Genomic DNA, 25689 nt, shown 5'->3' with positions numbered 1-25689 from the left:
AGAAGTGAATAACATCCAATCAAAGGAAACGAAGGTTCATTCCGTATTCCAGAAAATCGCTCCTGTCTATGACATGATGAATACGGTCATCAGCTTTGGACGCCACAAGTCATGGCGCAGGACAACGATGAAGAAAATGAATGTACAGCCGGGCGATACGGCTATCGACTTATGCTGCGGCACTTGCGACTGGACGATTGCAATCGCCAGAGCAAGCGGCAGCGGCCGCGTCGTCGGGCTTGATTTTAGTCCCAATATGCTTGCGGTCGGCAAAGAGAAAGTGATGAAGGAAGCGCTGGACCGGCAAGTCGAGCTTGTGCAAGGAAATGCAATGAGCCTTCCGTTCCCCGATAACTCGTTCGATTATGCGACGATTGGGTTCGGCTTGCGCAACGTACCCGACTATACGCGAGTTTTGCAAGAGATGCAGCGCGTCGTGAAGCCGGGCGGACAAGTTGTATGTCTAGAGATGTCCAAGCCTACATGGCAGCCTTTCAAAGCGGTCTTTTACTTTTACTTCGAGCGTCTGCTTCCGTTAGTGGGGCGGATCGCGGCGAAGAGCTATGAGCAGTACAAATGGCTTCCGGAGTCGCTCAAAGCGTTCCCGGGACGAGAACAACTCGCACAGATGTACAGAGATATCGGCTTGCAGAACGTGCAGGCAATCCCCTTTGCGGGCGGCGTCGCTGCTCTGCACATCGGCACAAAGGGGCAATCGGAGAAATGATACGCAAAGTTCGCATTTTTTTAGAAATGATCAAGTTTGAACATACGATATTTGCACTACCATTCGCTTTCATGGGAGCGATCCTAGGTGGTATCGTCGAGAACGGCGAACTGCCGACTTGGGCGCAGATCGGCTGGATCGTTCTGGCGATGGTCGGCGCGCGCAGCGCAGCAATGGGTCTGAACCGTCTGATCGACCGTTCGATCGACGCCTTGAATCCAAGAACGGAGAAACGGGCGATTCCTGCAGGTTTGCTTAAGGTCGGCGAGGTTGTACTGTTTATTGCAGTCTCGTTCGCTCTGTTGATTTACGCATCAACGCAATTGAATTCCCTTTGCGTGAAGCTGATGCCGATCGCGGTATTTATGCTCGTTATTTACTCTTATACGAAACGTTTTACCTGGTTGTGCCACGTTGTTCTCGGCCTGACAATTGGTCTGTCGCCTCTTGGCGCGTGGGTAGCGGTAACGGGACATTTCGATCCTGCTGCTTGGGTGCTGTACAGTACCGTTGCCTTGTGGCTGGCCGGCTTTGATACGGTATATGCGACACAGGATTTCGAATTCGACCGAGGCAACAAAGTCCATTCCATCCCGGCACGATTCGGCCTTAACGGCGCTCTATGGATCGCGCGCGGATTCCATGCCTTGACGGCGGTCGGCTTCATTCTGTTGTTTGCGATGACTGATTTGAGCTGGGCTTACTTGGCCGGAACGATAATCGCGATTGTGATATTATTCTATCAGCATTGGCTCGTTCGTCCGAACGATCTTAGCCGTGTTCTGTTCGCCTTCTTCCCGATGAATGGAACGCTTAGCGTCGTCTTGTTCGTATTTACGCTCGTCGACGTATTGGTGCTTCACCAATGGTAGCGGATGTGCAGGGCACCGCGGTTGCTCGGCGGCCCCGTTGGGTCGTCGGCATAACCGGCGCGAGCGGGTCCCGTTATGGCATACGCCTTATTGAGGTTCTGCTCGAAGCAGGCATCGATGTGCATGTCGTCGTAACGGATGCAGGCTGGCGGGTGCTGAAGGAAGAGATGGGTTGGGAAACGACCCGTCGTCAAGCTGCTATCGAAGAGCGCTTCGGCTCTGCCCCCAATGGGGCCTGCCTCACCTATCATCCGAATGCCGATATCGGCGCATCTATTGCCAGCGGATCTTTCCGGGTCGAAGGCATGATTATTATGCCTTGCTCGATGGGAACGCTGGCTTCGTTGGCGCATGGCATTTCGGACGATCTAATGACGAGGGCAGCCGATGTAATGCTGAAGGAAGGACGCAAGCTGATCATCGTTCCTCGGGAGACGCCGCTGCATGCTATCCATCTGGAAAATATGCTCGCCCTGGCTAGACTAGGCGTCAAGCTTGTACCGGCTATGCCGGCTTTTTATTATGGACCGCAGACGATCGACGATCTTGTCGATTTCTTGGTTGGCAAAGTACTCGACATCATGCCATTGGACCACAGCCTATTCAAGAGATGGGGAGGTGAGTCGTATGCCGACTAACAAGACAATTGCCGTCGGACGCATTGACTATGCGAACGCATGGCCATTGTTCCACTACGCGGATCAAGAAACGTTGTCGCCATACGGCGTGGAGATCGTATCACGCAAGCCTGCCGAGCTGAATCGGGCGTTATTGAACGGCGAGCTTGCTATGTCAGCCGTTTCTTCGTTTGCATACGCGCGGCATTCCGAACAATATTTGCTGCTTCCCGATCTGTCGGTAAGTACGGAGGGAACGGTTCACTCGATCTTATTGTTTCTGAAGAAGCCGCTGGAGCAAGTACGCAACGGCGTTATTGCTTTGACGAATACATCTGCAACATCTGTCAATTTGCTTAAGGTGCTTATGTCTGTCTATCTGGAAGGGAATCCTTCCTACGTGACGATGGAGCCGGATCTCGATACGATGCTGGAGCAATCGGACGCTGCTTTATTAATTGGTGACACGGCCATTCAAGCATCATGGCGGGATACCGGACTTCAGGTCATCGATCTGGGCGAGATGTGGCACCGGTTCACCGGCTTTGGTATGACCTATGCGGTCGTTGCCGTCCGGAAGGAAGCAGCCGTGCTTCACCATGAAGCGATTGCGGCCGTTCTTCAGTCGATGGCAGACAGCAAGAGCAAGAGTCTTGGTGAATTAGAGCCGCTTATTGAGCATGCTTGCCAGACGCTTGGCGGTACGCCGGCGTATTGGCGGCAATATTTTCACACATTGCAGTACGATTTCGGCGAACGCCGGCAGCAAGGGCTACGGCTCTATTTCCATTACGCCTATCAGCTTGGGCTGCTCGAGCATGAACCCGAACTCGCGTTCTTCGAATAGAAACGTTATGTTTATGATGCCGGTTTTTGCATGGGCAAAAGCCTTGGGGTGAATAACCGATGAAATTATTGGATCTATATGCCAAAATGAAGCACGATTTGAACGAAATCGAAGCGGAGCTGGAACGCGCCGTTACATCGGACCATGCGCTCATGACCGAGACATCCGTCCATCTGCTCAAAGCCGGGGGCAAGCGGATTCGCCCGGTCTTTACGCTGCTGTCCGGCAAATTCGGCAGCTACAGCCTCGACGAATTGAAGGCGGTCGCAGTGCCGCTGGAGCTTATTCATATGGCATCGCTCGTACACGATGACGTTATCGATGATGCCAAGACAAGGCGCGGACAGCTGACCGTCAAAGCGAAATGGGACAACCGAATCGCGATGTATACGGGCGATTATATCCATGGCAAAGCGTTGACGGTGGCTACGCGATTAAGCAATCCTCGCATTCATCAAATTTTGTCCAAAGCGATGGTAGAAATGTGCCTGGGCGAAATGGAGCAGATTCGCGACTTCTTCAACACGGGCCAGACGGTACGCAACTACTTGCTCCGTATTCGCCGCAAGACGGCGCTTTTAATCGCGATTAGCTGCCAGTTGGGTGCGCTCGCGGCGAAGGCGAGCGAAGAATATGCGGCTGCGCTCTATCGGTTCGGCTATAACGTGGGCATGACGTTCCAAATCCGGGACGACTTGCTTGACCTGTGCGGAACGGAGAAGCAAATCGGCAAGCCGCCGGGTTCCGATATCCGTCAAGGCAATATTACGCTGCCTGTTCTGCTGGCGCTGCAGGAACCGCATCTTCGCGGCCCGTTGCTGCGCGAGATCGAGATGATCCACCGGACGAACGGCGAAGGCGATACGTCGGAAGCGCTGCGGTTAATTCGCGGAAGCCGCGGAATCAAGCAAGCGGAAGCACTTGCCAACCGATATATTCAGAAAGCACTCGCCGCATTAGAAGGACTTCCGGATATTTCGGCGAAAAAGAGCTTGAAGGATATTGCGCTATTCGTGAATAAGCGCAGTTACTAATTCTTTGCAGCAATGCTGCGAAAGGGGTAGAGCAGGGTGGAGAGAACATTTCTGATGATCAAGCCGGATGGTGTACAGCGCGGATTAATCGGTGAAATCGTTGGCCGCTTCGAGCGCAAAGGTTTGCAGCTTGTAGCGAGCAAGCTCATGCGGATTACCCCAGAGTTAGCGGAACGCCATTATGTTCAGCATAAAGGCCAGTATTATTATGATCCGCTTATCGAATTTACGACATCCGGTCCGGTATTCGCGATGGTATGGCAAGGCGATAATGTAGTTGCGCTTACGAGGGCGCTCATCGGCAAGACAGATGCGGCAGAAGCGCTGCCGGGCACGATCCGGTCGGATTTCGCCGTACATACGCGGTTTAATTTGATTCATGGTTCCGATTCGTCCGAAAGCGCAGAGCGCGAGATCGGCCTGTTCTTCGAGCCGGATCAATTGATCGATTACGAGCACACGATTCAGAAGTGGATTTAATTCGGTTGAATTCATAGGGTTGTCATGACGGGAGGGCACCAGGCGCGTGGTAGATGCAGATTACGAAAAGTTTATCGAGCAGATTAAAAAAAGAACGTCGATCGATCTTGCGCAATACAAAGAAACTCAGATGAAGCGGCGGCTGACGACTTTGCGTCAGAAGCATGGCTACAACAGCTTTGCCGACTATATGGATGCGCTCACGCGTACTCCGGCGCTGATGGACGAATTCTTGGACCGCATGACGATAAATGTTTCCGAGTTCTGGCGCAATCCTAACCGTTGGGAGATGCTGGAGAAACGCTTTTTGCCTGAAATGCTTGAGGGCGGCGGCCGGATTTCGATCTGGAGCGCTGCCTGCTCGACGGGAGACGAGCCCTATACGACTGCTATGATATTGGATCGGATGGGCGTGCTCGGACGTTCCACCATTACGGCAACCGATTTGGACCATAATGTGCTCTCTAAGGCGCAAAGCGGTTTGTATCAAGACCGTTCTGTACGGGATGTGCCGAAAGAATATTTGAAAAATTATTTCACGGTAGACGGAGACGTCTATGCCGTCGACGAACGCATCAAACGGTCGATTCGGTTCAAGCAGCATAATCTTCTCTATGATCCGTTCGGAGGGCCATATGATTTGATTATTTGCCGCAACGTGATGATTTACTTCACCGAAGAAGCGAAGCACGGACTGTACCAGCGGTTCGCTGATTCTCTTAAACCGGGCGGTATTCTGTTCGTCGGCAGTACGGAGCAAATATTTTCACCGCAGCAGTATGAGCTGGAGACAGCTGAAACGTTCTTCTACCGGAAGAAAACGTCATTATCCCCTATTGGTTAATTGATCTCTGCTCCTCTGGCGCGTATGGCCCTGTCTGCTTGTTGCAATACTATGGTAATGGAATCGACGCCATGGAGGGACAAGATGGACAAGCGAAAAGCGATCGCCGCGTACCGGCGAGGCTGGCTAACGCTTCAAGAATGCGCGCAAATATTGGGCATTCACAGCGAGCAGCTGCGGACGATCGCAGACAGCAATCCGGCACACGGGGCAATGCCTGCCCGGACGGAGAAAGCAACACAACGCCGATAAGGCGAGATGCAAAGCAGCTGGCTGCCGATTGGCAGCCGGCTTTTTATGTTAGGTACAACTCAACTGAAAGATGATGCTTATATAGGCGGAAGCCGTATGCAGACGGTGAAGAAACCGCGTGGTGCGGCATCTGACGTTTCTTGTCAAACCGACGGTGCTGTACTATAATGAGCAAAGATGTTTCGGGTATATACATAGCCGGGCTCTATTCAGCCGGTGAAGGGAGCGTTTTTAGCTTGAGTTTACGTTATTTGACCGCAGGAGAGACGCATGGTCCTCAGTTGACCGCCATTATCGAAGGATTGCCAAGCAATCTTCAACTTAATTTCGAAGAATTGAACTTCCAATTGCTTCGCCGTCAGAAAGGCCATGGCCGCGGACGCCGGATGCAAATCGAGAAAGATACGGCGAACATTGTCGGCGGAGTAAGACACGGCCGTACGACCGGAGCGCCGGTAGCGCTTATTGTAGAGAATAATGACTGGAAGCATTGGACGAAAGTCATGAATATCGAGCCGATCGAAGGCAGTGACGAAGAGAAACGCCGCGTTCACCGTCCGCGTCCGGGTCACGCCGACCTGAACGGCGGCTTGAAATACAACTTGAAAGACCTCCGCAATGTTCTCGAGCGCTCGAGCGCACGCGAGACGGCTGCCCGCGTAGCCGTCGGCGCTGTAGCGCGTCAGTTGCTTGCAGCATTCGGCATTAAGGTTGCCGGACAAGTCATCCGGATCGGCGAGATTGAAGCGCCTAAGAACAACTTGCCGGTAGACGAGTTGATTCGACTGACGGAAGAATCTTCCGTACGCGTCGTCGATAAGGAAACGGAAGAGAAGATGACCGCTTATATCGACCAGATCAAAGCGGAAGGCGACTCGATCGGAGGTATTGTCGAGTGCATTATCGAAGGCGCGCCGGTTGGTCTCGGAAGCCATGTCCAATACGACCGCAAGCTGGACGGACGCATTGCACAAGCGGTAATGTCGATTAACGCGTTCAAAGGTGTCGAAATCGGTATTGGCTTTGAAGCGGGCACGATCCGCGGTTCGCAAGTGCATGATGAAATTTTGTACAACGAGGAGCGCGGCTATCACCGCAGAACGAACCGTCTCGGCGGCTTCGAGGGCGGTATGACGAACGGCGAGCAAATCGTCGTACGCGGTGTTATGAAGCCGATTCCGACGCTCTACAAGCCGCTGCAAAGCGTGGACATCGACACGAAGGAGCCGTTCACGGCTCAAGTCGAACGTTCCGATGCATGTGCGGTTCCTGCTGCGAGCGTTGTCATGGAACACGTCGTTGCTTGGGAAGTAGCGAAGGCGTTCCTGGAGAAGTTCGGCGGCGATTCGATGGAAGAAGTACGCCGCAATTACGAATCCTACCTCGAGCAGATCGGCGGGTACTAAGCATGAGAGAGCTCACGGTTGAGCTTGGCGAACGGTCGTATCCGATTTATATAGGGGAGGGCCTCCTGCAGGAGGCCGCTTCTTATTTCGATAAACATGGGATTAGCAAGAAATCTCCGCTCATGATCGTGACCGACGAGCATATCGGACCGCTCTACTTGGAAGCGCTTGAAGGCGTGCTGACAGCTGCCGGTTACCGTGTCACCAGCGCAGTCGTGCCGGCAGGCGAGAGCTCCAAGTCGCTCACGGTGTTCGAGAATCTCATTACCAAGGCGCTCGAAGGCGGACTGGACCGCAAGTCGACGGTCGTCGCTCTCGGCGGCGGCGTTGTCGGCGATCTGGCTGGTTATGTAGCGGCTGCTTATATGCGCGGTGTCCGGTTCGTGCAGATTCCGACGACGATTCTGGCGCACGACAGCAGTGTTGGCGGCAAAGTTGCAGTCAATCATCCGCTCGCGAAGAACATTATCGGCGCATTCCATCAGCCGGCATTCGTTCTGTACGATCTGCTGACGCTGCAATCTCTGCCGCTTCGCCAAGTCCAATGCGGTCTTGCGGAAGTAATCAAGCATGGGCTGATCTGGGATGAATCGTTCGTCGATTGGTGCGATGCGAACATGGATAAATTGCTTGCGCTCGATTCCGATGCGCTAGGCTACGCGCTTCACAAAGGCTGCGGCGTCAAAGCGGCGGTCGTATCCGAGGATGAGACTGAGAACGGACTTCGTGCAATTCTTAATCTCGGCCATACGATCGGGCATGCGCTTGAGGCGGTTGCCGGCTACGGCGAACTGACTCACGGTGAAGCGATCTCGATCGGTATGATCGGTTCTGCGCTCGTAGGTGTCAAGCTTGGCGCACCTGTTAGCGTATACGAGACGACACGGCGTGTGCTTGGCAAATCCGGTCTGCCGGTGAGATTGCCAGAGCATATGGATGTGGATGCGATCATGAACGCCATGATGCATGATAAGAAGTTTACGGAAGGCAGCATCGTCTATGTCGTTCCGACGGAGATCGGCCGCGTGGAAGTTCGTTCCGACGTGCCGGTGTCGCTTGTGCGCGAGACGGTAGAACAATTGAAACGGGAGGCTGACTGGCAATGAGTGTACGCGGAGTTCGCGGCGCCATAACGGTGGAGCAGAATGACGAGAAGCAGATTTTGGATGCAACGGTCGAGCTGTTGAACGCGATCGTAACCGAAAATGCTATCGTTCCTGACGATATTTGCAGCGTGATGATAACCGTAACCGGCGACCTGGATGCGGCGTTTCCGGCCAAAGCCATTCGTGTTATGACAGGCTGGGAGCTTGTCCCGCTCATGTGTGCGCTTGAAGTGCCGGTGAAAGGCAGTCTGGAACGCTGCATCCGGTTCATGCTGCATGTGAATACGCCGAAGACGCAAGCCGAGATTAACCACGTCTATTTGCGCGGTGCACAGGCGCTGCGTCCAGATTTGACGAAAGCCTAATTCGGTCATTGACGTACAGATATCAAGGGTGTATAGTTATACCAAGTTAAGTGAATGAGAGAGCAGTATAGACGAGGCAAGTAGCTAGACATACCGTAAGCAGCAGGCAAGCGGTAGAGATGAGAAGAGCTTAGACGAGAAGAGAAGAGCTGTAGTTGAGGATTTGAATTAGATATAGCGGCAAGAATAGACGCAGGCTCTATCTGTGAGCTTAAGGTGCTTTCTTTACGTATGTATCGTCTATTTCCTCATGAACTCTCCTTTTAGCAAGCAGCACTCATCTTACACGTTCAGCTCCTGCCCCCGGCAGGAGCTTATTTATTTCGGTGAGATAAAGGAGATGGACCGCGATGAACAACGAACTTCAACAAGTCATCCGATTGGCAGGAACGTATAACCTGATTCCGATCGCACGCCACATTATGGCAGATACGGAGACGCCGATTCGGGTGTTTCAACATTTCTATAAAGAACGCAACGCCTTTCTGCTGGAAAGCGTAGAGGGCGGCGTCCAATGGGCTCGTTATTCGTTCATCGGCACGGATCCGTTCCTTCTTCTATATGGCAAGAACGGTACCATGATATTGGAGCAAAAGGGCGAAAAGACTGAACTCCGCGACAAGCCGCTGGAGCTGCTGAAAGCGAAGCTGCGCACGTACCGCAGTCCGCAGCTGCAGGACCTGCCGCCTTTCACGGGCGGAGCGATCGGTTTCTTCGGCTACGATCTGCTGCAATACTACGAGAAGCTCCCGTCGCACCGCATCGACGACTTGCAGATGAACGATCTGCAATTTATGTTCTGCGATCAAGTGATCGTATTCGATCACGTGAAGCAGCAAATTCAAGTGATCGGCAACGTGCATATTCCAGAGGGAGCGACCGATCAAGACATCGAAGCAGCGTATAACGCGACATGTGCCCGTATCGATGCGGCAATTGAACGGTTGCAGCAGCCGCTTCCGCTGCAAGTTACGGCTGGCGGACCGGTGCCTTCCGATCCGGAGCTTGGAGAAGTGAAATCGAACGTGACGAAGGAACAGTTCCTTGCGAACGTGGATAAGGCGAAGGATTATATTCGCGCAGGCGACATTTTCCAGGTCGTACTCTCGCAGCGGTTCAGCATCGAGACGGAAGTGAATCCGCTTCATGTGTACCGCGTGCTTCGTACGATGAATCCCTCACCTTATATGTATTATCTGAAGCTGGACGACGAGATTATCGTCGGCACATCGCCAGAAGCGCTCGTAAAGGTAGACGGCGACAAAGTCGAAACACGTCCGATTGCAGGAACTCGTCCGCGCGGCAAGACACCAGAGCAGGATGCGGCACTTGAAGTCGAACTGCTGGCAGATGAGAAAGAGCGGGCGGAGCACCTTATGCTTGTCGATCTTGGCCGCAACGATATCGGACGCGTATCCGAGTTCGGAACGGTTAAGTGCGATGCTTACATGGAGATTGAACGATATTCGCATGTCATGCACATCGTCTCGAACGTAAGCGGCAAACTGCGCCAAGACAAGGACTTCTTCGATGCGTTCATCTCATGCATGCCGGCCGGTACGGTGTCCGGTGCGCCTAAGCTTCGTGCGATGGAAATTATCGCAGAGCTGGAGAACGAGTCGCGCGGCGCTTATGCCGGCGCAATCGGCTATCTCGGCTTTGGCGGCAGCCTCAATACCTGCATCACGATCCGTACCATCATTTTCAAGAACGGTAAAGCTTACGTACAAGCGGGGGCCGGCATCGTATGGGATTCCGTGCCGGAAAACGAGTACGAGGAGACGGTCAATAAAGCGAAGGCGAGCCTGAAGGCGATCCGCACGGCAGAATTGCTGTTCGCGGGCAGCAAGCGGGCATCGGTGCAAGCGGGAACGACCGTCAACACCGACTATGAAATGATCGTGAAGCAGGAGGCGAACGTATAATGTCGACGGTTCCGGTTACGAATGATACGATTACACTGCACAGCGCAATGAACAAGCTGATTGCAGGCGAGAGCTTGAGCAAGGGCGAAGCGCAGGAAGTAATGGGTTATGTCATGAGAGGCGAGGCAAGCGGCGCGCAAATCGGCGGCATCGCGACAGCTCTTCGCATGAAGGGCGAAACGCGCGACGAAATTGCAGGCTTTGCACTTGCAATGAGAGCTTATTCCAACCACGTTATTACGGAGCAATCCAACCTGCTTGATACATGCGGAACGGGCGGTTCCGGCATTCATAAATTCAATATTTCGACGGCATCTTCGATGATCGCAGCCGCTTCCGGCGTACGGGTCGCGAAGCACGGCAACCGTGCGATGTCCGGCAAGGCTGGCAGCGCGGATGTACTCGAAGCGCTTGGCGTTAATATTACATTGACGCCGGAGCAAGCGGCGGAATGTCTCGGCCGCATCGGCATCGTCTTCATGTTCGCGCAGCTGTACCATCCGTCGCTGCGCCATGCAGCCGCGCCGCGCCGCGAGCTTGGCTTCCGGACGATTTTTAATATGCTCGGACCGCTTACGAATCCGGCTGGCGCAGACCGGCAGTTGCTCGGGTTATATGACCGCACCCGTACGGAAACGATTGCAGAAGTGATGCACGAGCTTGGATTGAAACGTGCGATGGTCGTCAGCAGCCACGACGGACTCGACGAGATCAGCATTTCGGCACCGACACAAATTTCCGAGCTGAAAGACGGCGTCGTCCGCACGTATGATTTGACACCAGAAGATCTCGGTTTGCGCCGGCATACGCTTGATGCCATTATCGGCGGAGACCCTTCGGTTAATGCGTCGATCATTCATTCGATCTTCGACGGCAAGGAGCAGGGCGCATACCGGGATGTCGTTCTGGCGAATGCAGGAGCTTGCATTTATGTCGGCGGCGGTGCGGATACGCTTGTCGAAGGCGTAGAACGTGCGGCAGCCATTATCGATTCCGGAGCAGCGAAAGCAAAACTTGCGCAGCTTATTCAAACGACAGGAGAACTGGGCCATGTTTCTTGATAAAATTGTAGAGACCAAGAAGCAGGAAGTGGCGGAACTGTCCGCACGCTTCTCGCTTAACGCATATGAACGCCGCATTGCGGAGATGCCGAATACGCTCGGCTTCGAGCGCGCTGTATCTGCCGCAGGACGCAAACGCCCGATGGGCTTGATCGCGGAAGTGAAGAAGGCATCGCCTTCCAAAGGGCTGATCCGGGACGATTTCGACCCTGTACAGCTGGCCAAAGCATATGAAGCCGCAGGGACGGATTGTATCTCGGTCTTGACGGACCGCGATTATTTCCAGGGCGCGAACGAATATTTGCAAGCTGTCCGCGAATCGGTGAACGTACCGCTGCTGCGCAAAGATTTTACGATCGATTACCGTCAAATCTATGAAGCGCGCGATATCGGCGCGGATGCGGTTCTTCTTATTGCTGCTATTTTGACGAAAGCGCAGCTGTCGGAGTTCCATGACATTGCGAAGTCAATCGGCCTTGATGTTCTGGTTGAAGTGCATGACCGGCGTGAGTTGGAAACCGTACTTGAGCTGGACAAAGCGACGCTGATTGGGATTAACAACCGCGATCTGCGGACGTTTGTAACCGATCTGAAGACGACGGAATCGCTGATCGGCATTATCCCGCAAGATAAAGGAATTACGATGATTAGCGAGAGCGGCATCGCAGGCACGGAAGATATGGCGTTCTTGCAAGCGGCAGGCGCCCACGGCGTGCTGATCGGCGAACATTTCATGCGCAAGCCGCATGTGGGTGAAGCAATTGAGCAATTGATGGGGCCGGTAGTCGTTCGATGAACGGGCATATGGCTGAGCAGCGGCAGGCGGATCGTCGTGCTGTAGATCGAACGAAGAAGCGGATCAAGATATGCGGTCTTCGCGACCGCGCTACCATTCGCGCCATGCATGGACTTGAGATCGAAGCAGTTGGCTTCGTCTTCGCGCCAAGCAAGCGGCAAGTGTCGCCGGAGCAGGCAGCGGAGCTTATCGAGGAGGTGCATGCCTGGCCGGCCTCCGCCTCGTCGGAACGCAACGTTCCGCTTGCAGTCGGTGTATTCGTGAATGCGAACTTGGATGAATTGCGCAGCACGGTACGCACCGCATCGCTCGATGTCGTCCAGATGCATGGCACCGAATCGGCTGAGCAGTGTGCTGAGGCAAAACGAGAACTTGGCGTTCAAGTATGGAAAGCGCTGCCGATTGGACGCGGTTCGGAGAACGAATCGCTTGAAGCAGCAGATCGGCTGGCTCCATATGCAGGCTCGGTCGATGCCATCCTAATCGATGCGCCAGGCGGCGGAACGGGACATGCTTTCGAGTGGTCGGTCATTCAGCAGTACAAAGAAGCAGCAGCCGCTATTGGCGTGCCTTTATATGTGGCAGGCGGTCTGTCGCTCGATAATGTACAGTCATTGATTCGCGAATATGACCCCGACGGCGTCGATGTTTCGAGCGGCGTGGAGACGGATGGGGTTAAAGATATCGATAAAATAACGAATTTCGTGAGAAGGGTGTTGGAAGCATGACCCGGTTACCGGACGAGAGAGGACGGTTCGGCCAATTCGGCGGGCGTTACGTGCCCGAGACGTTGATGAACGCACTCAATGAATTGGAAGAAGCGTATCAGAAATATTCGCAGGACGAAGAGTTTCAAGCGGAGCTGCGCCATTTGTTAGTCAAATATTCGGGCCGCCCGACGTCTCTTTATTACGCAGAGCGTCTGTCCAAGCATCTCGGTGGTGCAAAGGTCTATTTGAAACGCGAAGATTTGAACCATACGGGTGCTCACAAAATCAACAACACGCTCGGACAAGGTCTGCTTGCTAAGCGTATGGGCAAGACGAAGATCATTGCGGAAACGGGCGCAGGCCAACACGGTGTTGCTTCTGCAACGGTAGCGGCATTGCTCGGCTTGGAATGCAAAGTGTTCATGGGCGAGGAAGATATGAAGCGCCAACAGCTGAACGTATTCCGGATGCAGCTTCTCGGTACGGAGGTCGTTCCCGTAATGTCGGGAACGCGGACGCTCAAAGATGCGTGTAACGAGACGCTTCGCTACTGGGTAAGCAATGTGGATGACACATATTATATTCTCGGTTCGGTTACAGGCCCTCACCCGTACCCGATGATCGTACGCGACTTCCAGCGCATTATCGGCGACGAGGCGCGGGAGCAAATACTGGTAGAAGAAGGCCGTCTGCCGGATTATGTTGTTGCGGCAGTTGGCGGCGGCAGCAACGCGATGGGTATTTTCTATCCGTTCGTCGAGGACGATTCGGTTAAACTGATTGGCGTGGAAGCAGCAGGCAAAGGCGTCGAAACGGAAGAACATGCAGCTACGATGACAAAAGGCCGCCATGGCGTATTCCAAGGATCGATGAGCTACGTGCTACAGGATGAATACGGCCAAGTACAGCCGGCGCATTCGATCTCGGCTGGTCTCGATTATCCGGGCATCGGTCCAGAGCATGCCTATCTGAAAGATACCGGCCGCGCGAAATACTTCCCGATTACAGATGCGGAGGCGCTTGAAGCGCTGCAGCTGCTGTCGCGTACGGAAGGGATTATTCCGGCGCTGGAATCGGCACACGCGATCGCGCAGACGATTAAGCTTGCGCCTACGCTCAGCAACGATGAAATCGTCGTCGTCAGCTTGTCGGGCCGCGGCGATAAAGACGTCGAAGCGATCATGGGCTACCTAGGAGGTAACGGCAATGAATCTCATTGATGCGGCTTTCGCCAGAGTGAAGGAGCAAGGCGGAACGGCGCTCATTCCGTACTTGACGATCGGAGATCCGGATCTCGAGACTTCGGTGCAAATTATTAAGAAAATGGAACAAGTAGGCGCTGACATCATCGAACTCGGCGTACCGTACAGCGATCCGCTTGCAGATGGTCCTGTCATCCAGCGCGCTTCAGAGCGTGCGCTTGCGGCCAAGCAAGTTTCGATCCTTAGCGTCATGAATGTAGCAGAACAAGCCCGCGCTGAAGGCGTGAAGCTGCCGTTCATCTTGTTCACTTATTTTAATCCGGTGCTCCAGCTTGGTCTGGAACGTTTCTTCGAACTATGTCTGGATAAGGGCATTAGCGGTTTGATTATTCCCGATCTCCCGATCGAAGAAGACGCGGAAGTGCGGGAGATGGCGGAGGAAGCCAACATTCATCTCATTCCGCTCGTCGCACCGACATCGAAAGAGCGGGTTGCCCGTATCTCATCGAAAGCAAGAGGCTTTGTATACTGCGTATCGTCGCTTGGCGTTACAGGAGTAAGAAGCGACTTCCACTCCGGCATCGATGAGTTTCTGGAAGATGTTCGCCGTTCCGCGACCGTTCCAATTGCTGTCGGCTTCGGCATCTCGAGCCGCGACCAAGTCGAACGGTTCGCCAAGCAGGCAGACGGCGTCATCGTCGGCAGCGCGATCGTCCGCAAGATCGAAGAAGTGCTGCCGAAGCTGAACAGCGCCGCTGAGCGCGAAGCCGCACTCGACGAGATCGGACAGTTCGTAGGAAATTTGAAGATCTCTTAAAAGCAATCGAAAGCCCGAACGTACCAGCAGCAGCTGGGACGTCCGGGCCTTTTTGTGTTATAAAGCTGCCAAGCAGAGCATTCTGTTCGTTCTAAGTTACAGGATTCCTTGAAGTTGTATTGCATTCGCACACCAACGCGCTGAAACCTAACAGCGTTGTTTCGTTGCCGCGTTATTACTACTTTGCAACCCGCCAGATATATGAGACAATGTTTAATATGATGTTAATTCAAGAAATGTCGATGAGGTGAATGGATTCATGCAACCGAAAAGCAATATCGTCCATCTTCCCGTTTACCAACCGGGCAAACCAGTAGAAGACGTTAAGCGAGAGCTTGGCCTGACAGAAGTTATTAAGCTCGCTTCCAATGAGAACCCGTTCGGCTGCTCCGAACGTGCCAAAGAAGCGGTTATCCATGAAATTACGAACAACGCAAGCATCTATCCGGACGGCGCAAGCGTCGAACTGACGAAAGTTCTTGCAGCGCAGCTTGGCGTCAGCACGGACAGCATTATTTTCGGCTGCGGGTCGGATGAAGTTATTCTAATGCTCGCTCGCGCATTCCTCGTTCCTGGCGACGAGACGATCATGGCAGATCAGACGTTCAGCGTATACAAACATAATGCAGAGGTCGAGAATGCACGCGTCATCGAAGTGCCGTTGAAGGACGGCAAGCATGATCTGCCGGCGATGCTTTCCCGTGTGACGGACCGTACGAAGCTCGTATGGGTATGCAACCCGAACAACCCGACAGGCACGATCGTCACGAAGGATGAGTTCGAATCGTTCATGTCGCAAGTGCCGAGCAGCGTGCTCGTCGTTCTTGACGAGGCGTATGTCGAGTACGTTACAGATGCTTCGTTCCCAGATGGTATCAAGCTTCTGTCGACTTATAAGAACTTGATCGTGCTGCGTACGTTCTCCAAAATTTTCGGCCTTGCTTCGCTTCGTATCGGCTATGGTGTCGGCCATCCGGACGTCATCCGGTTCATCAACCAAGTCCGCGAGCCGTTCAACACATCGCGTGTCGCACAGGCCGCTGCTCTTGCAGCGCTTGAAGATACAGCGTTCTTGAACGAATGCCGCGACCGCAACTCGGAAGGTCTTGCTTATTTGCGCGAGCAATTCGAGCGTATGGGTCTGCAATACTTTGACGCACACGGCAACTTTATTATGTTCGACGCGAAGCTTCCTTCCCGCGACGTATTTGACGCGCTGCTGCGCAAAGGTATCATCTCGCGTGCAGGCTGGCAGTTCTACCCGACTTACATCCGGATTACGGTCGGCAGCCGCGATCAGAACGAGAAGTTTATCGCCGCGCTGGAGCAAGTACTGCAAGAAGCGGCGGTGCTTGGATAGCGTATGGTCAAAATCGCGATATTCGGCGTCGGGCTTATGGGAGGATCACTTGCGCTTTGTTTTAAAGGCAAGCCAGATCTGTACGTGGTCGGTCACTCGACACGCCAATCGTCCGTCAACAAGTATATCGAGCGGGGTGTCGTGGATCATGCCACGACATCTTTGCACGAGGCGGCAGAAGACGCTGATTTTATTTTCTTATGCGTGCCGGTCGGCAGTCTCGATTCCTACTTAGAGCAGCTGGCAGGGATGAAGTTAAAGCCGGGCTGTATCATTACAGACGTCGGCAGCACCAAAGCGTCCGTCAACGCATGCGCACGGAGGCTTGATCTCGGAGAAGCGCTGTTCATCGGCGGACATCCGATGGCAGGTTCCGAGCGCTCCGGCGTAGAGGCAGCCTCCGTGTATTTGTACGAGAACGCGTTCTATGTGTTAACGCCGGAACGGTCGACGCCTCCAGAAGCGCTGGAACGTCTGAAAGAGCTGCTTAAGTATACGAAAGCGAACATCGTTATCGTCGATGCGGACGAGCATGACGACATCGTAGGCGCTATTAGTCATTTGCCTCATATGATTGCCGTGGCACTTACGAATCAGGTGAGAAAGTATAACGAAGAGAATGATCTGTACTCGCTTCTTGCGGCAGGCGGCTTCCGTGACATCACGCGGATTGCATCGAGCGACCCGAACGTGTGGCGCGATATTCTCGTGAACAACCGGGATGTGATGCTTCGGCTTATAGAGGATTGGAATCACGGCATCGAGGAATTCGCCCAAATGCTTCGGGACAGCGATATCGAAGGCATTGGTGAAGCCTTCCGAACGTCCGGCCAATTCCGCAACAGCTTGCCAGAACGCCGCAAAGGTGTTATCCATTCCATTTATGAATGTTATGTCGACGTACCGGACCATCCAGGCATTATCGGGCGGATTACGACCGAGCTCGGCAACCGGCGAATCAACCTAAGCAACATTCAAATTATCGAAAGCCGCGAGGATGTTCCGGGGATACTCCGGTTATCGTTCCGCAAGCAAGACGATCTCGATCAGGCTGTAACAGCGCTTGGCGAGCTTCAGTACTCGGTGCACTTCTAAAATCGATGATCCCATCTTGGAGCATGCTTCGGCAGTCGAAAGATGGGATTATTTTATGTACAGGCTGCGGTCATATCGCTCCATTCCTAGTAAGAAGGGGGTTGTATGAACTCGTACAATGAAGGAAAAGAGTGGAAGTTAGAAATTCTGTTTGACAAAATGAAAACGTATACATATAATAAAAGTACAGTATGGTTTCTCTCCACTCCTATCCAAATCATTCGCACGATGTGCGGACCACCTCTTATTGAGGTGGTATTTTTTTTTGTTCTTGTATCAGATAACCAAGCTCTGTGCGTTAACGTACAGGTAGGTGCGTTAACGAATCGTATAAGCGTTATTTGGCCGAAAATGTTCACTCTGCGATTCTAAGGAATCCAGAACATCTTATTCGGGCACAAAACCAAGCCAGCACGCTGAAATGCACCAAATAACGTCTCTAGGATTCGTAAGCTTCATAAATCCCTCAACATGCGCAAAATAGCGTTCATACGATTCGTTACTCTTCAGCCAAGCCTCCCAGAGGCGCAGCCGTCCCAAACTCGAACAAGTTGCAAACGTTTGTAAATCAATACTCGTACAAGGCGCAGCCGCACTAAAAATTTGCTGTATGCGAGGCGAAGCCGGCCGTTCATTAGGTATCGTTGTATCGTTGGGTTATCGAGCGGTGGGGGTTAGACGAAAAGTTAGCAAACGAACAATCGTACCAAGAGCGTTCGAAAGAGAGCTTGGCCCGGAGGGGCAGGGCGGGCAGGAGCAGGCGGGAACAAGGTGAGCTTTCCAGGAGTCCAGAGGAACGGAGTCCTCTGGGGCCCTCCCTTGCAGGGAGGGTTTGGGTGGGTAGAAAAGAAAAAATGGCGCTCTAGGGCAACCCTCGTAAGAGCAACAGGAGTCCAGAGGACGAAGTCCTTTGGTTGGGTGTTCGAGGGCAAGCCTTCGAATTCCTTCGAAAGGAATATAGGTGGGGAGATTTAACAAATATTTAACCACGTGCCATTCGGGCTGTGTTACAATACAGAAGCATTTGGGTATATAAATTTGTTATACAAAATAGAAATGCCCGATGTCGAAAGTAGCAGGAATTTAGGCTCATTAGCCGAATTGGTATTCTTGTAGTCCAAAGTCCTAATTTTTTATCCTTAATATTTTTATGTACACCGCAACTTTTTGCTTCCGGTCCGGTACAATATGTAGGCCGAACCGAGAAGACTCCGCAGGTGGGGAGGTTCGCCTGTCGTGACCGACACCCAATTGATACGAGAAATCAAGGACGGCAATGTCCAAATGTATTCGGAACTGATGCGGCGGTACCAACGCAAGATCCTTGCCTTTATTTATCATATGCTCAAGAGCGCGAAGCTGGAGCTAATGGCGGAGGATCTATGCTCGGAAACCTTCTATAAGGCTTACCGAAGCCTGCATTCATTCCGAGAATTGGACGCTTCGTTCTCGACTTGGTTATATACAATCGCCCGCAACACGGTGCTGAGCGAGCTGCGCAAGCAGAAATCGGGCAGCGTACCGCTCGACGAAGCGGGCATTGTGCCGTTGGCGCCGCCGGATGCGGTGCCCGAATTACGTTTGCTTCAGAATGAACGAATGTCTATGGTTCGGGATGCGATTAACAACTTGCCGGAGAAACAGCGTTCCGCCCTAATATTGAGGGAATACGAGCAACTGGAGTATCAGGAGATCGCCAATATTTTGGGGCAGACGGTCAGTTCCGTTAAATCTTTGCTGTTTCGTGCACGAACAAGCGTAAAGACACAGCTAGAGCCTTATTTTGACGAAACTGCAACCTCCATGGAGCCATATGAAGGGATGAGAACGCGATGAGATGTGACGAATGTCAGGAGAAACTCGGCCTGTATTGGGAACTGCCCGATCAGGATACCGATAAGGTAGATATCGACCTTCATCTCTTGGACTGTCCGGCATGCGCGGAGCAATTTCGGTTATGGGAAGAAAGCGATTGGATGATCCGGTCGTTCTCAGAAGTAGAAGAGGCAGATTTAGAAGATCGCTCTTTTCAATTAAATCAAAGCGTCATGGACAGAATATATGCTGACGATGACTATCTTCGTCCAGTGCATGACCGTACATATCGATTCACGACGTCTTTCCGGTTCCGAAGCGCTTTATTAATTGCCGGCTGCATGGCAATATTTATAAGTGGACTTATTTATGCTGTTTTGGGCGACTGGGGAACGGCCGTTCAGAATGCCGAACCGATGACGGGCCTTCTGGAGACGGCGAATGCGGGCAGCGACGGTATCATTCTGGGCGGAGAGTTCTATGCCGAAGTGCCAGTGGCAAGCATTAGCGATCCGTTTGTGCTGAAAGTCGTGCCGACGGTGCCGCAGTACTGGATCGTATTCTCTCTGTTTGGCGTTATTGCGACGCTGCTGCTGTCGAACTGGTTCGCCCGCACGAGAAGATAAGGCCGCTAGACCGGATTGAACGAATAAGTTGGAGTTGAATGCAAGTGATAATGGGCCTAGTCAGACATGGACAAACCGCGTGGAACGCGCTTGGCAAGATACAAGGCCAGACGGATATTCCGCTGAATGAGGAAGGCATCCGCCAAGCGCAATCGTTGGCAAGAAGGATTGCATCGGAGGAGCGCAGATGGGACGCGGTCATTTCGAGTGATCTGTCACGCGCTGAGGAAACGGCCCGGATTATCGCAGACACGATTGGGGTCCGTCAGCTCCCAGGAGATTCACGGCTGCGGGAGCGGTATTTTGGTGAGATTGAAGGCACGACAGCCGCTGACCGGCTGAAGCGGTGGGGAGACAATTGGCCTTTAGAAGCGGCAGGCGCAGAGAGCGACGAATCGGTTAACTCGCGAGCTGCCTCTTTTATTGAGCAATGGAAATCAGAAAGCCCGAACATCTCCTTGCTCGTCGTGTCACATGGCAACTTCATGGCTTCAATGCTCCCACTCATGTGCAGCACCACACCAGATGAGCATATCGGTAATTTGTCCTACTCTATTCTGCAGTGGAACGAAGAGAGCTGGATGCCCTTGCTCTATAATTGTACCGCACACGTTCAGAACGAACAGTGGCATTGACTATACGATACTTAATGAAGAAACGCATCTCCCAATTCGGGATTTGCGTTTTTTTATTGCAGAATGAGTGCGGAAATCATTGCGGACAGGTTTTAAATGTCAATCTTCTTCCCATAATGATAGTACATTCAGCAGGAAGGGGGAGGGAATGCGATGAATCTGGCCGAAATGCTCGGATACGCAGATATCCAGCAGCTGAGTCGAATTGCAAACGAGTACCGGTGCGAATGCAATGGCAATTCCAAGAATGAATTGATTCAGACGATTCTCTCCACCGTAAGCCGCAAAGAAATGATTGATGAGCAGATCGGGCGAATGGGTATGGAGGACTTGCGCTTCTTAAATTCATTGTTGTTCGACTCAAGATCATCGTTCAGTATGGAAGATTTGACTGCCCGCATTCAGCAAAGCAAGTTCGGAGAGGAGCAAGCCCAGAACGACACGGCAGCTTCACAGGGCAGGGCTCAAGCGCCGAGAACGGCAGTTAAGGAGAAAGGGCCTTCCGGAGGCCGCAAGCAAGCGAAATCCGCCAAACCGAAAGAGCTGACACCACGGGACGTCATTGTGAAGTTTAAACATCAAGGGTGGTTGTTCAACGGTCTGGCCGGACCGAACCGGTACATGTTCCATGTGCCAAGCGACTTGAAAGCACGGCTGCGGGATACGCTGGAGCGCCGAATGTCCGTAACGATTGTTCCATCCGATGAGCCGCATGCTTACCGGGACGAACAAGGACTGCTAGCCGAAGATTTGGTTCATCTGCTTCGGTACGTCGAACGCTATGAGGTGCCGACGGCTGCAGACGGTTCGATGTACAAACGGAATGTGCAACAAATCCTCGATCATCTAGGTGTCCGCGAGGCACTGCCGGCGAAGGGAGAATGGCGGTTTGGTTATGGACGGAAGTTTCATGTCTATCCGAACCGGTTGTCTCTATTATATGACTATGCCGTTGATAGCCGGTTGTTGAAGGAAGAGCCGGAACGGCTGACGCTGTCGGCAGCAGGGCAGGACAGGCTGGCACAAGAGCAGACGGACGATACGATGAAGCTGTTCAAGTATTGGTTGAAGCTGTACCGGACACCGATTCCAAACCTGTTGTCCATCGTCCATTGGGTAGACAGTCTGGCAAGACAGTGGGTAACCGCGGAATCTCTCCAGCGGACACTGCTGCCGTACATAAAGCCTTTCTATTATGATACGGCAGAGTCGGTATTTGCCCAGCGTGTCATCGCGATGATGCTGCATCTTGGATTTGTGCGCGTCGGCGAGCATGAGCAACAGGGTACTGTGATCAGGATGACGAAGCTAGGAACCGCAGTTATCGGGGAGTTCATGAAGGAAAGCAGTGCACGGCCGCTTCGTTGACACTCCTCGTTCCTCTTGATAGACTAGCACCACACAACGGTCGAAGAGGAGCTGCAAGCTATGTGGATTCCATATCAAGGAATCATGCCGGTATTCGGCAAAGAAGTGTATGTGGCGGAAGGCGCGAAAATTATCGGTGACGTAAGCTTAGGCGACGAGGCGTCCGTCTGGTTCAATGCCGTAATGCGAGGAGATCTTGCCCCCATTCGAATTGGAGCAAGAACGAATATACAAGACGGCGTAATCGGCCATGTGAACGCTAACCAACCACTGATTCTGGAAGATGAAGTGTCGGTTGGTCATGGTGCGATTGTACACGGGTGCCGTATAGGCAAGGGCACATTAATCGGAATGGGGGCCATCGTACTTAACGGCGCCGACATCGGTGAATATGCTTTAGTAGGAGCCGGTTCAATCGTAACCGAGAATAAAAAGATTCCACCCTATACTCTTTCTCTCGGATCACCCGCCAAAGTTGTCAGAGAATTGACCGAAGACGATTTGCAGCGCATGAGAAAGACGATGGAAAGCTACGTGGTGAAAGGAAAAGAATATAGGATCTCTTAACCCCGGTTGGAGGTGTATCCTATGGACAAAATGAAAGCAACTTATGAGACGATGCTAGGATTGGCAGCAGAGATGGTGTTAGACGATGCAGTATTGAAGTTTCGCACAGAACGAATCTATCGGGACATTGACCTTGCGCTTGCAAGCGGTGACGAGGATACGTTCCATCGATTAGCGGAACAATTGAACGCTCTCCGTCTTTCTCATTAGCAAGCTGCAAATTGCTAGGGCTCGTATTGAATAGCCTGATTGCCGGCATTGGCGGTTCAGGCTATTTTTGTGCTGTGCGCGCTTGGCAAACGAACGCTGTACGCGATAAGATGATGGGAGCGACGAAGAGGAGTGGATCACAGATGAAATTTAGCGAAATCGAAAGCAGCCAATGGGAGGAACTGAAGCCTTACTTGGACACCTGCTTGCTGCCGGTAACCGGGTTGACCGGGCTCGAGCAGCCGGACGAGGTAACAGCAGCGCTTGAGCAGCTGCGCGACGTGATGGACGCCATTGAGATTCCGTTCAAAGGGAGGGTGGTCACCTATCCAGCCTGCCATTACATAGCCGAGAAAAGCGGTTCGGAGTTCGTTGATACATTATGCCAATCATTGAAACAAGCGGGCTTCCGGTATGTTATTGTTGTCAGCGCTAAATTCGGACAGTCTCAATTAAACCCGGCGTCAGCCGATTTATTTATAGGTCCAGATTCGACAGGAATAATAGCGGATGATGTCATGATCGGACAAGCGGTGCGGACGATGTGGACGGCGAACATCAATTCCTAAAAGGTGTAATCATGCATAATTAATTCCTATTATGGGGAAAACAAAGCCGATACGATGAAAACATGTATCGCGTTTCCGGGTAATTGTGACAATTTCATAACAAAAAATGAAACGCTTTTTGCATCGGTCAAATTAGATCTGCCATATTCTTGACGCTCCCATACACCTAGGATATTATAGGAATGTCTTAGTTCGTCCACGGTTTTGTCACAATGGACAAGACGGGAGAAATGGTTGGCAAAGGGGGTAGAACAGAAGATGAGCAACCACGAAGGTCAAAAACCGGTGCGCAAAGAAATGTCCCGGCGTCAATTTTTGTCGTATACGCTCGGCGGAACGACCGCTTTCATGGCTGGTGGCGTCGTGCTTCCGATGGTACGGTTCGCGGTAGATCCAATCTTGCAAAAGAAAGAGAAGAGCGCGTTCATAAAAGTCGTCGAAGAATCGAAGATTACGAACGATCCGGTGGAATACAAATTCAAAATCCATCAAGTCGACGGCTGGTACGAGAGCGAAGCGGAGCTCGTCGCATGGGTATCGAAGGGTGCCGACGGCAAAATTTTTGCGCTGTCTCCGGTGTGTAAGCACTTGGGATGCACAATTGGTTGGAATACGGAGCAAAGCGATCAATACGTATGCCCGTGCCACGGTGCGCACTATACGAGAGACGGTAAAAACTTGAGCGTCGCGCCAAAACCGCTCGACGAATACCAAGTGGAACTGAAAGACGGCTTCGTATATCTCGGACCGATTGTCGCAAATACGCGTGTATAAGGAGGGCGTAGAGTCAGATGTTTAAAGCTGTTTACAACTGGATCGACGAACGTCTTGACGTTGCGCCGTTGTGGAGGGACGTTGCGGACCATGAAGTACCGGAGCACGTTAACCCTGCTCACCACTTCTCCGCATTCGTATACTGCTTCGGCGGCCTGACGTTTTTCATTACTGTTATCCAAATTTTGTCCGGTATGTTCTTGACGATGTACTTCGTTCCGGACATTAACAATGCTTATGCGAGTGTGGATTACTTGCAGCACAAAGTGGCATTCGGCGGCATCGTTCGCGGTATGCACCACTGGGGTGCCAGTCTCGTAATCGTAATGATGTTCCTACATACCCTGCGCGTGTTCTTCACCGGTTCTTACAAGGCTCCGCGTGAAATGAACTGGGTCGTCGGGATGCTTATTTTCTTCATTATGCTTGGTCTCGGCTTTACAGGTTACCTGCTGCCTTGGGACAACAAAGCTTACTTCGCTACGAAAGTCGGTATGCAGATTGCCGAATCCGTTCCTTACATCGGTGTTTATTTGAAAGAACTGATGCAAGGCGGTACGATCGTAGGTGCGCAGACGCTGACCCGCTTCTTCGCGATTCACGTCTTCTTCCTGCCAGGCGCATTGCTCGCTCTGATGGCAGCGCACTTCTTTATGATTCGTAAACAAGGCATTTCGGGACCGCTATAAGCGAAGGGAGGTTTTTTCAATGGCGCACGGACACAAATCTGATGAGAAAATTGTCTACGTTGGAGACTCCCGCGTTCGTAAACGGAGCAACAAAACGATCGTACCGCCGGATTACACCGCTTTCCCTGGTAAATCGGAAGCGTTTATCCCTAACTTCCTTCTGAAGGAATGGCTGGTCGGCTGCGTCGTTCTCGTTGGCTTCCTTGTATTGACGATTGCGGAGGCACCTCCGCTCGGTTATCCGGCGGACCCGACGAACACTGCTTTTATTCCGATGCCGGACTGGTACTTCCTGTTCCTGTATCAATTCCTTAAATATCCGTACGCATCGGGCGACTATGTCGTGCTCGGCGCAGTTGCGGTACCTGGCGTCGCATTCGGCGCACTGTTGCTCGCTCCATTCCTGGATACGGGCAAGGAACGCCGTTTCTACCGTCGTCCTGTAGCTTCGGCTCTTATGGTGCTGTCGCTGATCGCATGCGTATACTTGACGAAAGTATCATGGGATCACTACCAGTACGAGTTGAAAGTTACGAACACGGTTCCGGAGCATATCGAACGCGAAGAGAAAGCGAAAGAAGCTCGGGAAAAAGGTCAATCGTTCAGCGCGGTTAAGAAAGAAGAATCGGTTGAAATCGTTGATGCGAATGATCCGGCAATGGAAATCGTCAAAGCGAACTGCATCGGTTGCCATGCAGTGGATCTGAAAGGCCAGAAAGCGTTGAAAGTTCCTGCGCTTCGCGGTGTGGGCGACATTTTGACGAAAGAAGAGCTTGTTGAGACGGTTACGAACGGCAGAGCCGGAGGCGCAATGCCTTCGTTCAAAGAGAAATTGACTGCCGAGCAGATCGATCAGATCACGACGTGGCTCTCGAAGCAAAAGAAAGCTCAGTAATAAATGGACGTACAAGTAAACCTGA

29 protein-coding genes are annotated in these 25689 nt (G+C 52.5%); all 29 read left to right on the top strand.

Annotated elements, in window-relative coordinates:
- Positions 1-4 precede the first annotated feature (4 nt).
- The 29 genes from PKO01S_RS07760 (at position 5) to PKO01S_RS07625 (ending at position 25664) form a co-directional block, all read left to right on the top strand.
- Positions 5-727 (top strand): demethylmenaquinone methyltransferase, encoded by a 723-nt coding sequence (locus PKO01S_RS07760; protein WP_407669635.1) that lies wholly within the window; start codon positions 5-7, stop codon positions 725-727.
- On the top strand, positions 724-1599 hold the full coding sequence (locus PKO01S_RS07755) for a UbiA-like polyprenyltransferase (protein WP_127530755.1): 876 nt from the start codon (positions 724-726) through the stop codon (positions 1597-1599). Before PKO01S_RS07760 ends, PKO01S_RS07755 begins: the two co-directional genes overlap by 4 nt.
- The gene (locus tag PKO01S_RS07750) at positions 1593-2237 is read left to right on the top strand and encodes a UbiX family flavin prenyltransferase (RefSeq protein WP_127530754.1); all 645 of its coding nucleotides are present in this window, start codon (positions 1593-1595) and stop codon (positions 2235-2237) included. The genes PKO01S_RS07755 and PKO01S_RS07750 overlap by 7 nt, the downstream gene beginning before the upstream one ends.
- Positions 2227-3063 (top strand): menaquinone biosynthesis protein, encoded by an 837-nt coding sequence (locus PKO01S_RS07745; RefSeq protein WP_127530753.1) that lies wholly within the window; start codon positions 2227-2229, stop codon positions 3061-3063. Before PKO01S_RS07750 ends, PKO01S_RS07745 begins: the two co-directional genes overlap by 11 nt.
- Positions 3064-3122: 59 nt before the next feature.
- A complete protein-coding gene (locus tag PKO01S_RS07740) occupies positions 3123-4097 on the top strand; it encodes a polyprenyl synthetase family protein (RefSeq protein ID WP_127530752.1) in 975 nt (324 codons plus the stop codon).
- A 36-nt stretch (positions 4098-4133) separates the two neighbouring features.
- Positions 4134-4577 carry a nucleoside-diphosphate kinase gene (gene ndk, locus PKO01S_RS07735; protein ID WP_127530751.1) on the top strand — a complete coding sequence of 148 codons (444 nt, stop codon included), beginning with the start codon at positions 4134-4136 and terminating at the stop codon, positions 4575-4577.
- A gap of 46 nt (positions 4578-4623) precedes the next feature.
- Positions 4624-5421: a CheR family methyltransferase gene (locus PKO01S_RS07730; protein WP_127530750.1), complete on the top strand. Its 798-nt coding sequence runs from the start codon at positions 4624-4626 to the stop codon at positions 5419-5421.
- 84 nt (positions 5422-5505) lie between these two features.
- On the top strand, positions 5506-5673 hold the full coding sequence (locus tag PKO01S_RS28720; RefSeq protein WP_164779526.1) for a hypothetical protein: 168 nt from the start codon (positions 5506-5508) through the stop codon (positions 5671-5673).
- A gap of 236 nt (positions 5674-5909) precedes the next feature.
- Positions 5910-7079 (top strand): chorismate synthase, encoded by a 1170-nt coding sequence (aroC, locus tag PKO01S_RS07725; protein ID WP_127530749.1) that lies wholly within the window; start codon positions 5910-5912, stop codon positions 7077-7079.
- Positions 7080-7081: 2 nt separating this feature from the next.
- Entirely contained in the window at positions 7082-8185 is a 1104-nt protein-coding gene (aroB, locus tag PKO01S_RS07720; RefSeq protein ID WP_127530748.1) for a 3-dehydroquinate synthase, read from the top strand.
- A complete protein-coding gene (gene aroH / locus PKO01S_RS07715) occupies positions 8182-8550 on the top strand; it encodes a chorismate mutase (protein ID WP_127530747.1) in 369 nt (122 codons plus the stop codon). The genes aroB and aroH overlap by 4 nt, the downstream gene beginning before the upstream one ends.
- 350 nt (positions 8551-8900) lie before the next feature.
- Entirely contained in the window at positions 8901-10475 is a 1575-nt protein-coding gene (gene trpE / locus PKO01S_RS07710) for an anthranilate synthase component I (RefSeq protein ID WP_127530746.1), read from the top strand.
- Positions 10475-11536, top strand: a complete 1062-nt coding sequence (trpD, locus tag PKO01S_RS07705; RefSeq protein ID WP_127530745.1) for an anthranilate phosphoribosyltransferase — start codon at positions 10475-10477, stop codon at positions 11534-11536. Before trpE ends, trpD begins: the two co-directional genes overlap by 1 nt.
- Positions 11526-12332, top strand: a complete 807-nt coding sequence (gene trpC / locus PKO01S_RS07700; protein WP_127530744.1) for an indole-3-glycerol phosphate synthase TrpC — start codon at positions 11526-11528, stop codon at positions 12330-12332. Before trpD ends, trpC begins: the two co-directional genes overlap by 11 nt.
- Positions 12329-13060, top strand: coding sequence for a phosphoribosylanthranilate isomerase (locus tag PKO01S_RS07695; protein ID WP_246070484.1), 732 nt, complete (start codon positions 12329-12331; stop codon positions 13058-13060). Before trpC ends, PKO01S_RS07695 begins: the two co-directional genes overlap by 4 nt.
- Positions 13057-14262, top strand: coding sequence for a tryptophan synthase subunit beta (gene trpB, locus PKO01S_RS07690; RefSeq protein WP_127530743.1), 1206 nt, complete (start codon positions 13057-13059; stop codon positions 14260-14262). Before PKO01S_RS07695 ends, trpB begins: the two co-directional genes overlap by 4 nt.
- Complete coding sequence (gene trpA, locus PKO01S_RS07685) at positions 14249-15061, top strand: tryptophan synthase subunit alpha (RefSeq protein ID WP_127530742.1); 813 nt, start codon at positions 14249-14251, stop codon at positions 15059-15061. The genes trpB and trpA overlap by 14 nt, the downstream gene beginning before the upstream one ends.
- Before the next feature lie 259 nt (positions 15062-15320).
- Entirely contained in the window at positions 15321-16421 is a 1101-nt protein-coding gene (gene hisC, locus PKO01S_RS07680; protein ID WP_127530741.1) for a histidinol-phosphate transaminase, read from the top strand.
- Positions 16422-16424: 3 nt separating this feature from the next.
- Positions 16425-17516, top strand: a complete 1092-nt coding sequence (locus PKO01S_RS07675; protein ID WP_127530740.1) for a prephenate dehydrogenase — start codon at positions 16425-16427, stop codon at positions 17514-17516.
- A gap of 1236 nt (positions 17517-18752) precedes the next feature.
- The gene (locus tag PKO01S_RS07670) at positions 18753-19352 is read left to right on the top strand and encodes an RNA polymerase sigma factor (RefSeq protein WP_127530739.1); all 600 of its coding nucleotides are present in this window, start codon (positions 18753-18755) and stop codon (positions 19350-19352) included.
- Complete coding sequence (locus PKO01S_RS07665) at positions 19349-19957, top strand: anti-sigma factor family protein (RefSeq protein WP_127530738.1); 609 nt, start codon at positions 19349-19351, stop codon at positions 19955-19957. Before PKO01S_RS07670 ends, PKO01S_RS07665 begins: the two co-directional genes overlap by 4 nt.
- 50 nt (positions 19958-20007) lie before the next feature.
- Positions 20008-20592 carry a histidine phosphatase family protein gene (locus PKO01S_RS07660; protein WP_407669637.1) on the top strand — a complete coding sequence of 195 codons (585 nt, stop codon included), beginning with the start codon at positions 20008-20010 and terminating at the stop codon, positions 20590-20592.
- 153 nt (positions 20593-20745) lie between these two features.
- Complete coding sequence (locus PKO01S_RS07655) at positions 20746-21960, top strand: hypothetical protein (protein ID WP_127530736.1); 1215 nt, start codon at positions 20746-20748, stop codon at positions 21958-21960.
- Positions 21961-22020: 60 nt separating this feature from the next.
- Positions 22021-22527 (top strand): gamma carbonic anhydrase family protein, encoded by a 507-nt coding sequence (locus tag PKO01S_RS07650; RefSeq protein ID WP_127530735.1) that lies wholly within the window; start codon positions 22021-22023, stop codon positions 22525-22527.
- A gap of 21 nt (positions 22528-22548) precedes the next feature.
- Positions 22549-22737, top strand: a complete 189-nt coding sequence (locus PKO01S_RS07645; protein ID WP_127530734.1) for an IDEAL domain-containing protein — start codon at positions 22549-22551, stop codon at positions 22735-22737.
- 143 nt (positions 22738-22880) lie between these two features.
- Complete coding sequence (locus PKO01S_RS07640; RefSeq protein ID WP_127530733.1) at positions 22881-23306, top strand: DUF2487 family protein; 426 nt, start codon at positions 22881-22883, stop codon at positions 23304-23306.
- A 258-nt stretch (positions 23307-23564) separates the two neighbouring features.
- Positions 23565-24080 (top strand): ubiquinol-cytochrome c reductase iron-sulfur subunit, encoded by a 516-nt coding sequence (locus PKO01S_RS07635; protein WP_127530732.1) that lies wholly within the window; start codon positions 23565-23567, stop codon positions 24078-24080.
- Between the two features lie 17 nt (positions 24081-24097).
- Positions 24098-24769, top strand: a complete 672-nt coding sequence (gene qcrB / locus PKO01S_RS07630; protein WP_127530731.1) for a menaquinol-cytochrome c reductase cytochrome b subunit — start codon at positions 24098-24100, stop codon at positions 24767-24769.
- 19 nt (positions 24770-24788) lie between these two features.
- Entirely contained in the window at positions 24789-25664 is an 876-nt protein-coding gene (locus PKO01S_RS07625) for a menaquinol-cytochrome c reductase cytochrome b/c subunit (RefSeq protein WP_127530730.1), read from the top strand.
- The last annotated feature ends 25 nt before the right edge of the window (positions 25665-25689 follow it).

It is taken from the genome of Paenibacillus kobensis NBRC 15729 (assembly GCF_004000825.1).
GTDB lineage: Bacteria > Bacillota > Bacilli > Paenibacillales > Paenibacillaceae > Paenibacillus_T > Paenibacillus_T kobensis.
The sequence above is the reverse complement of the archived record's forward strand: the minus strand, read 5'-3'. Positions and strand labels throughout refer to the sequence as shown.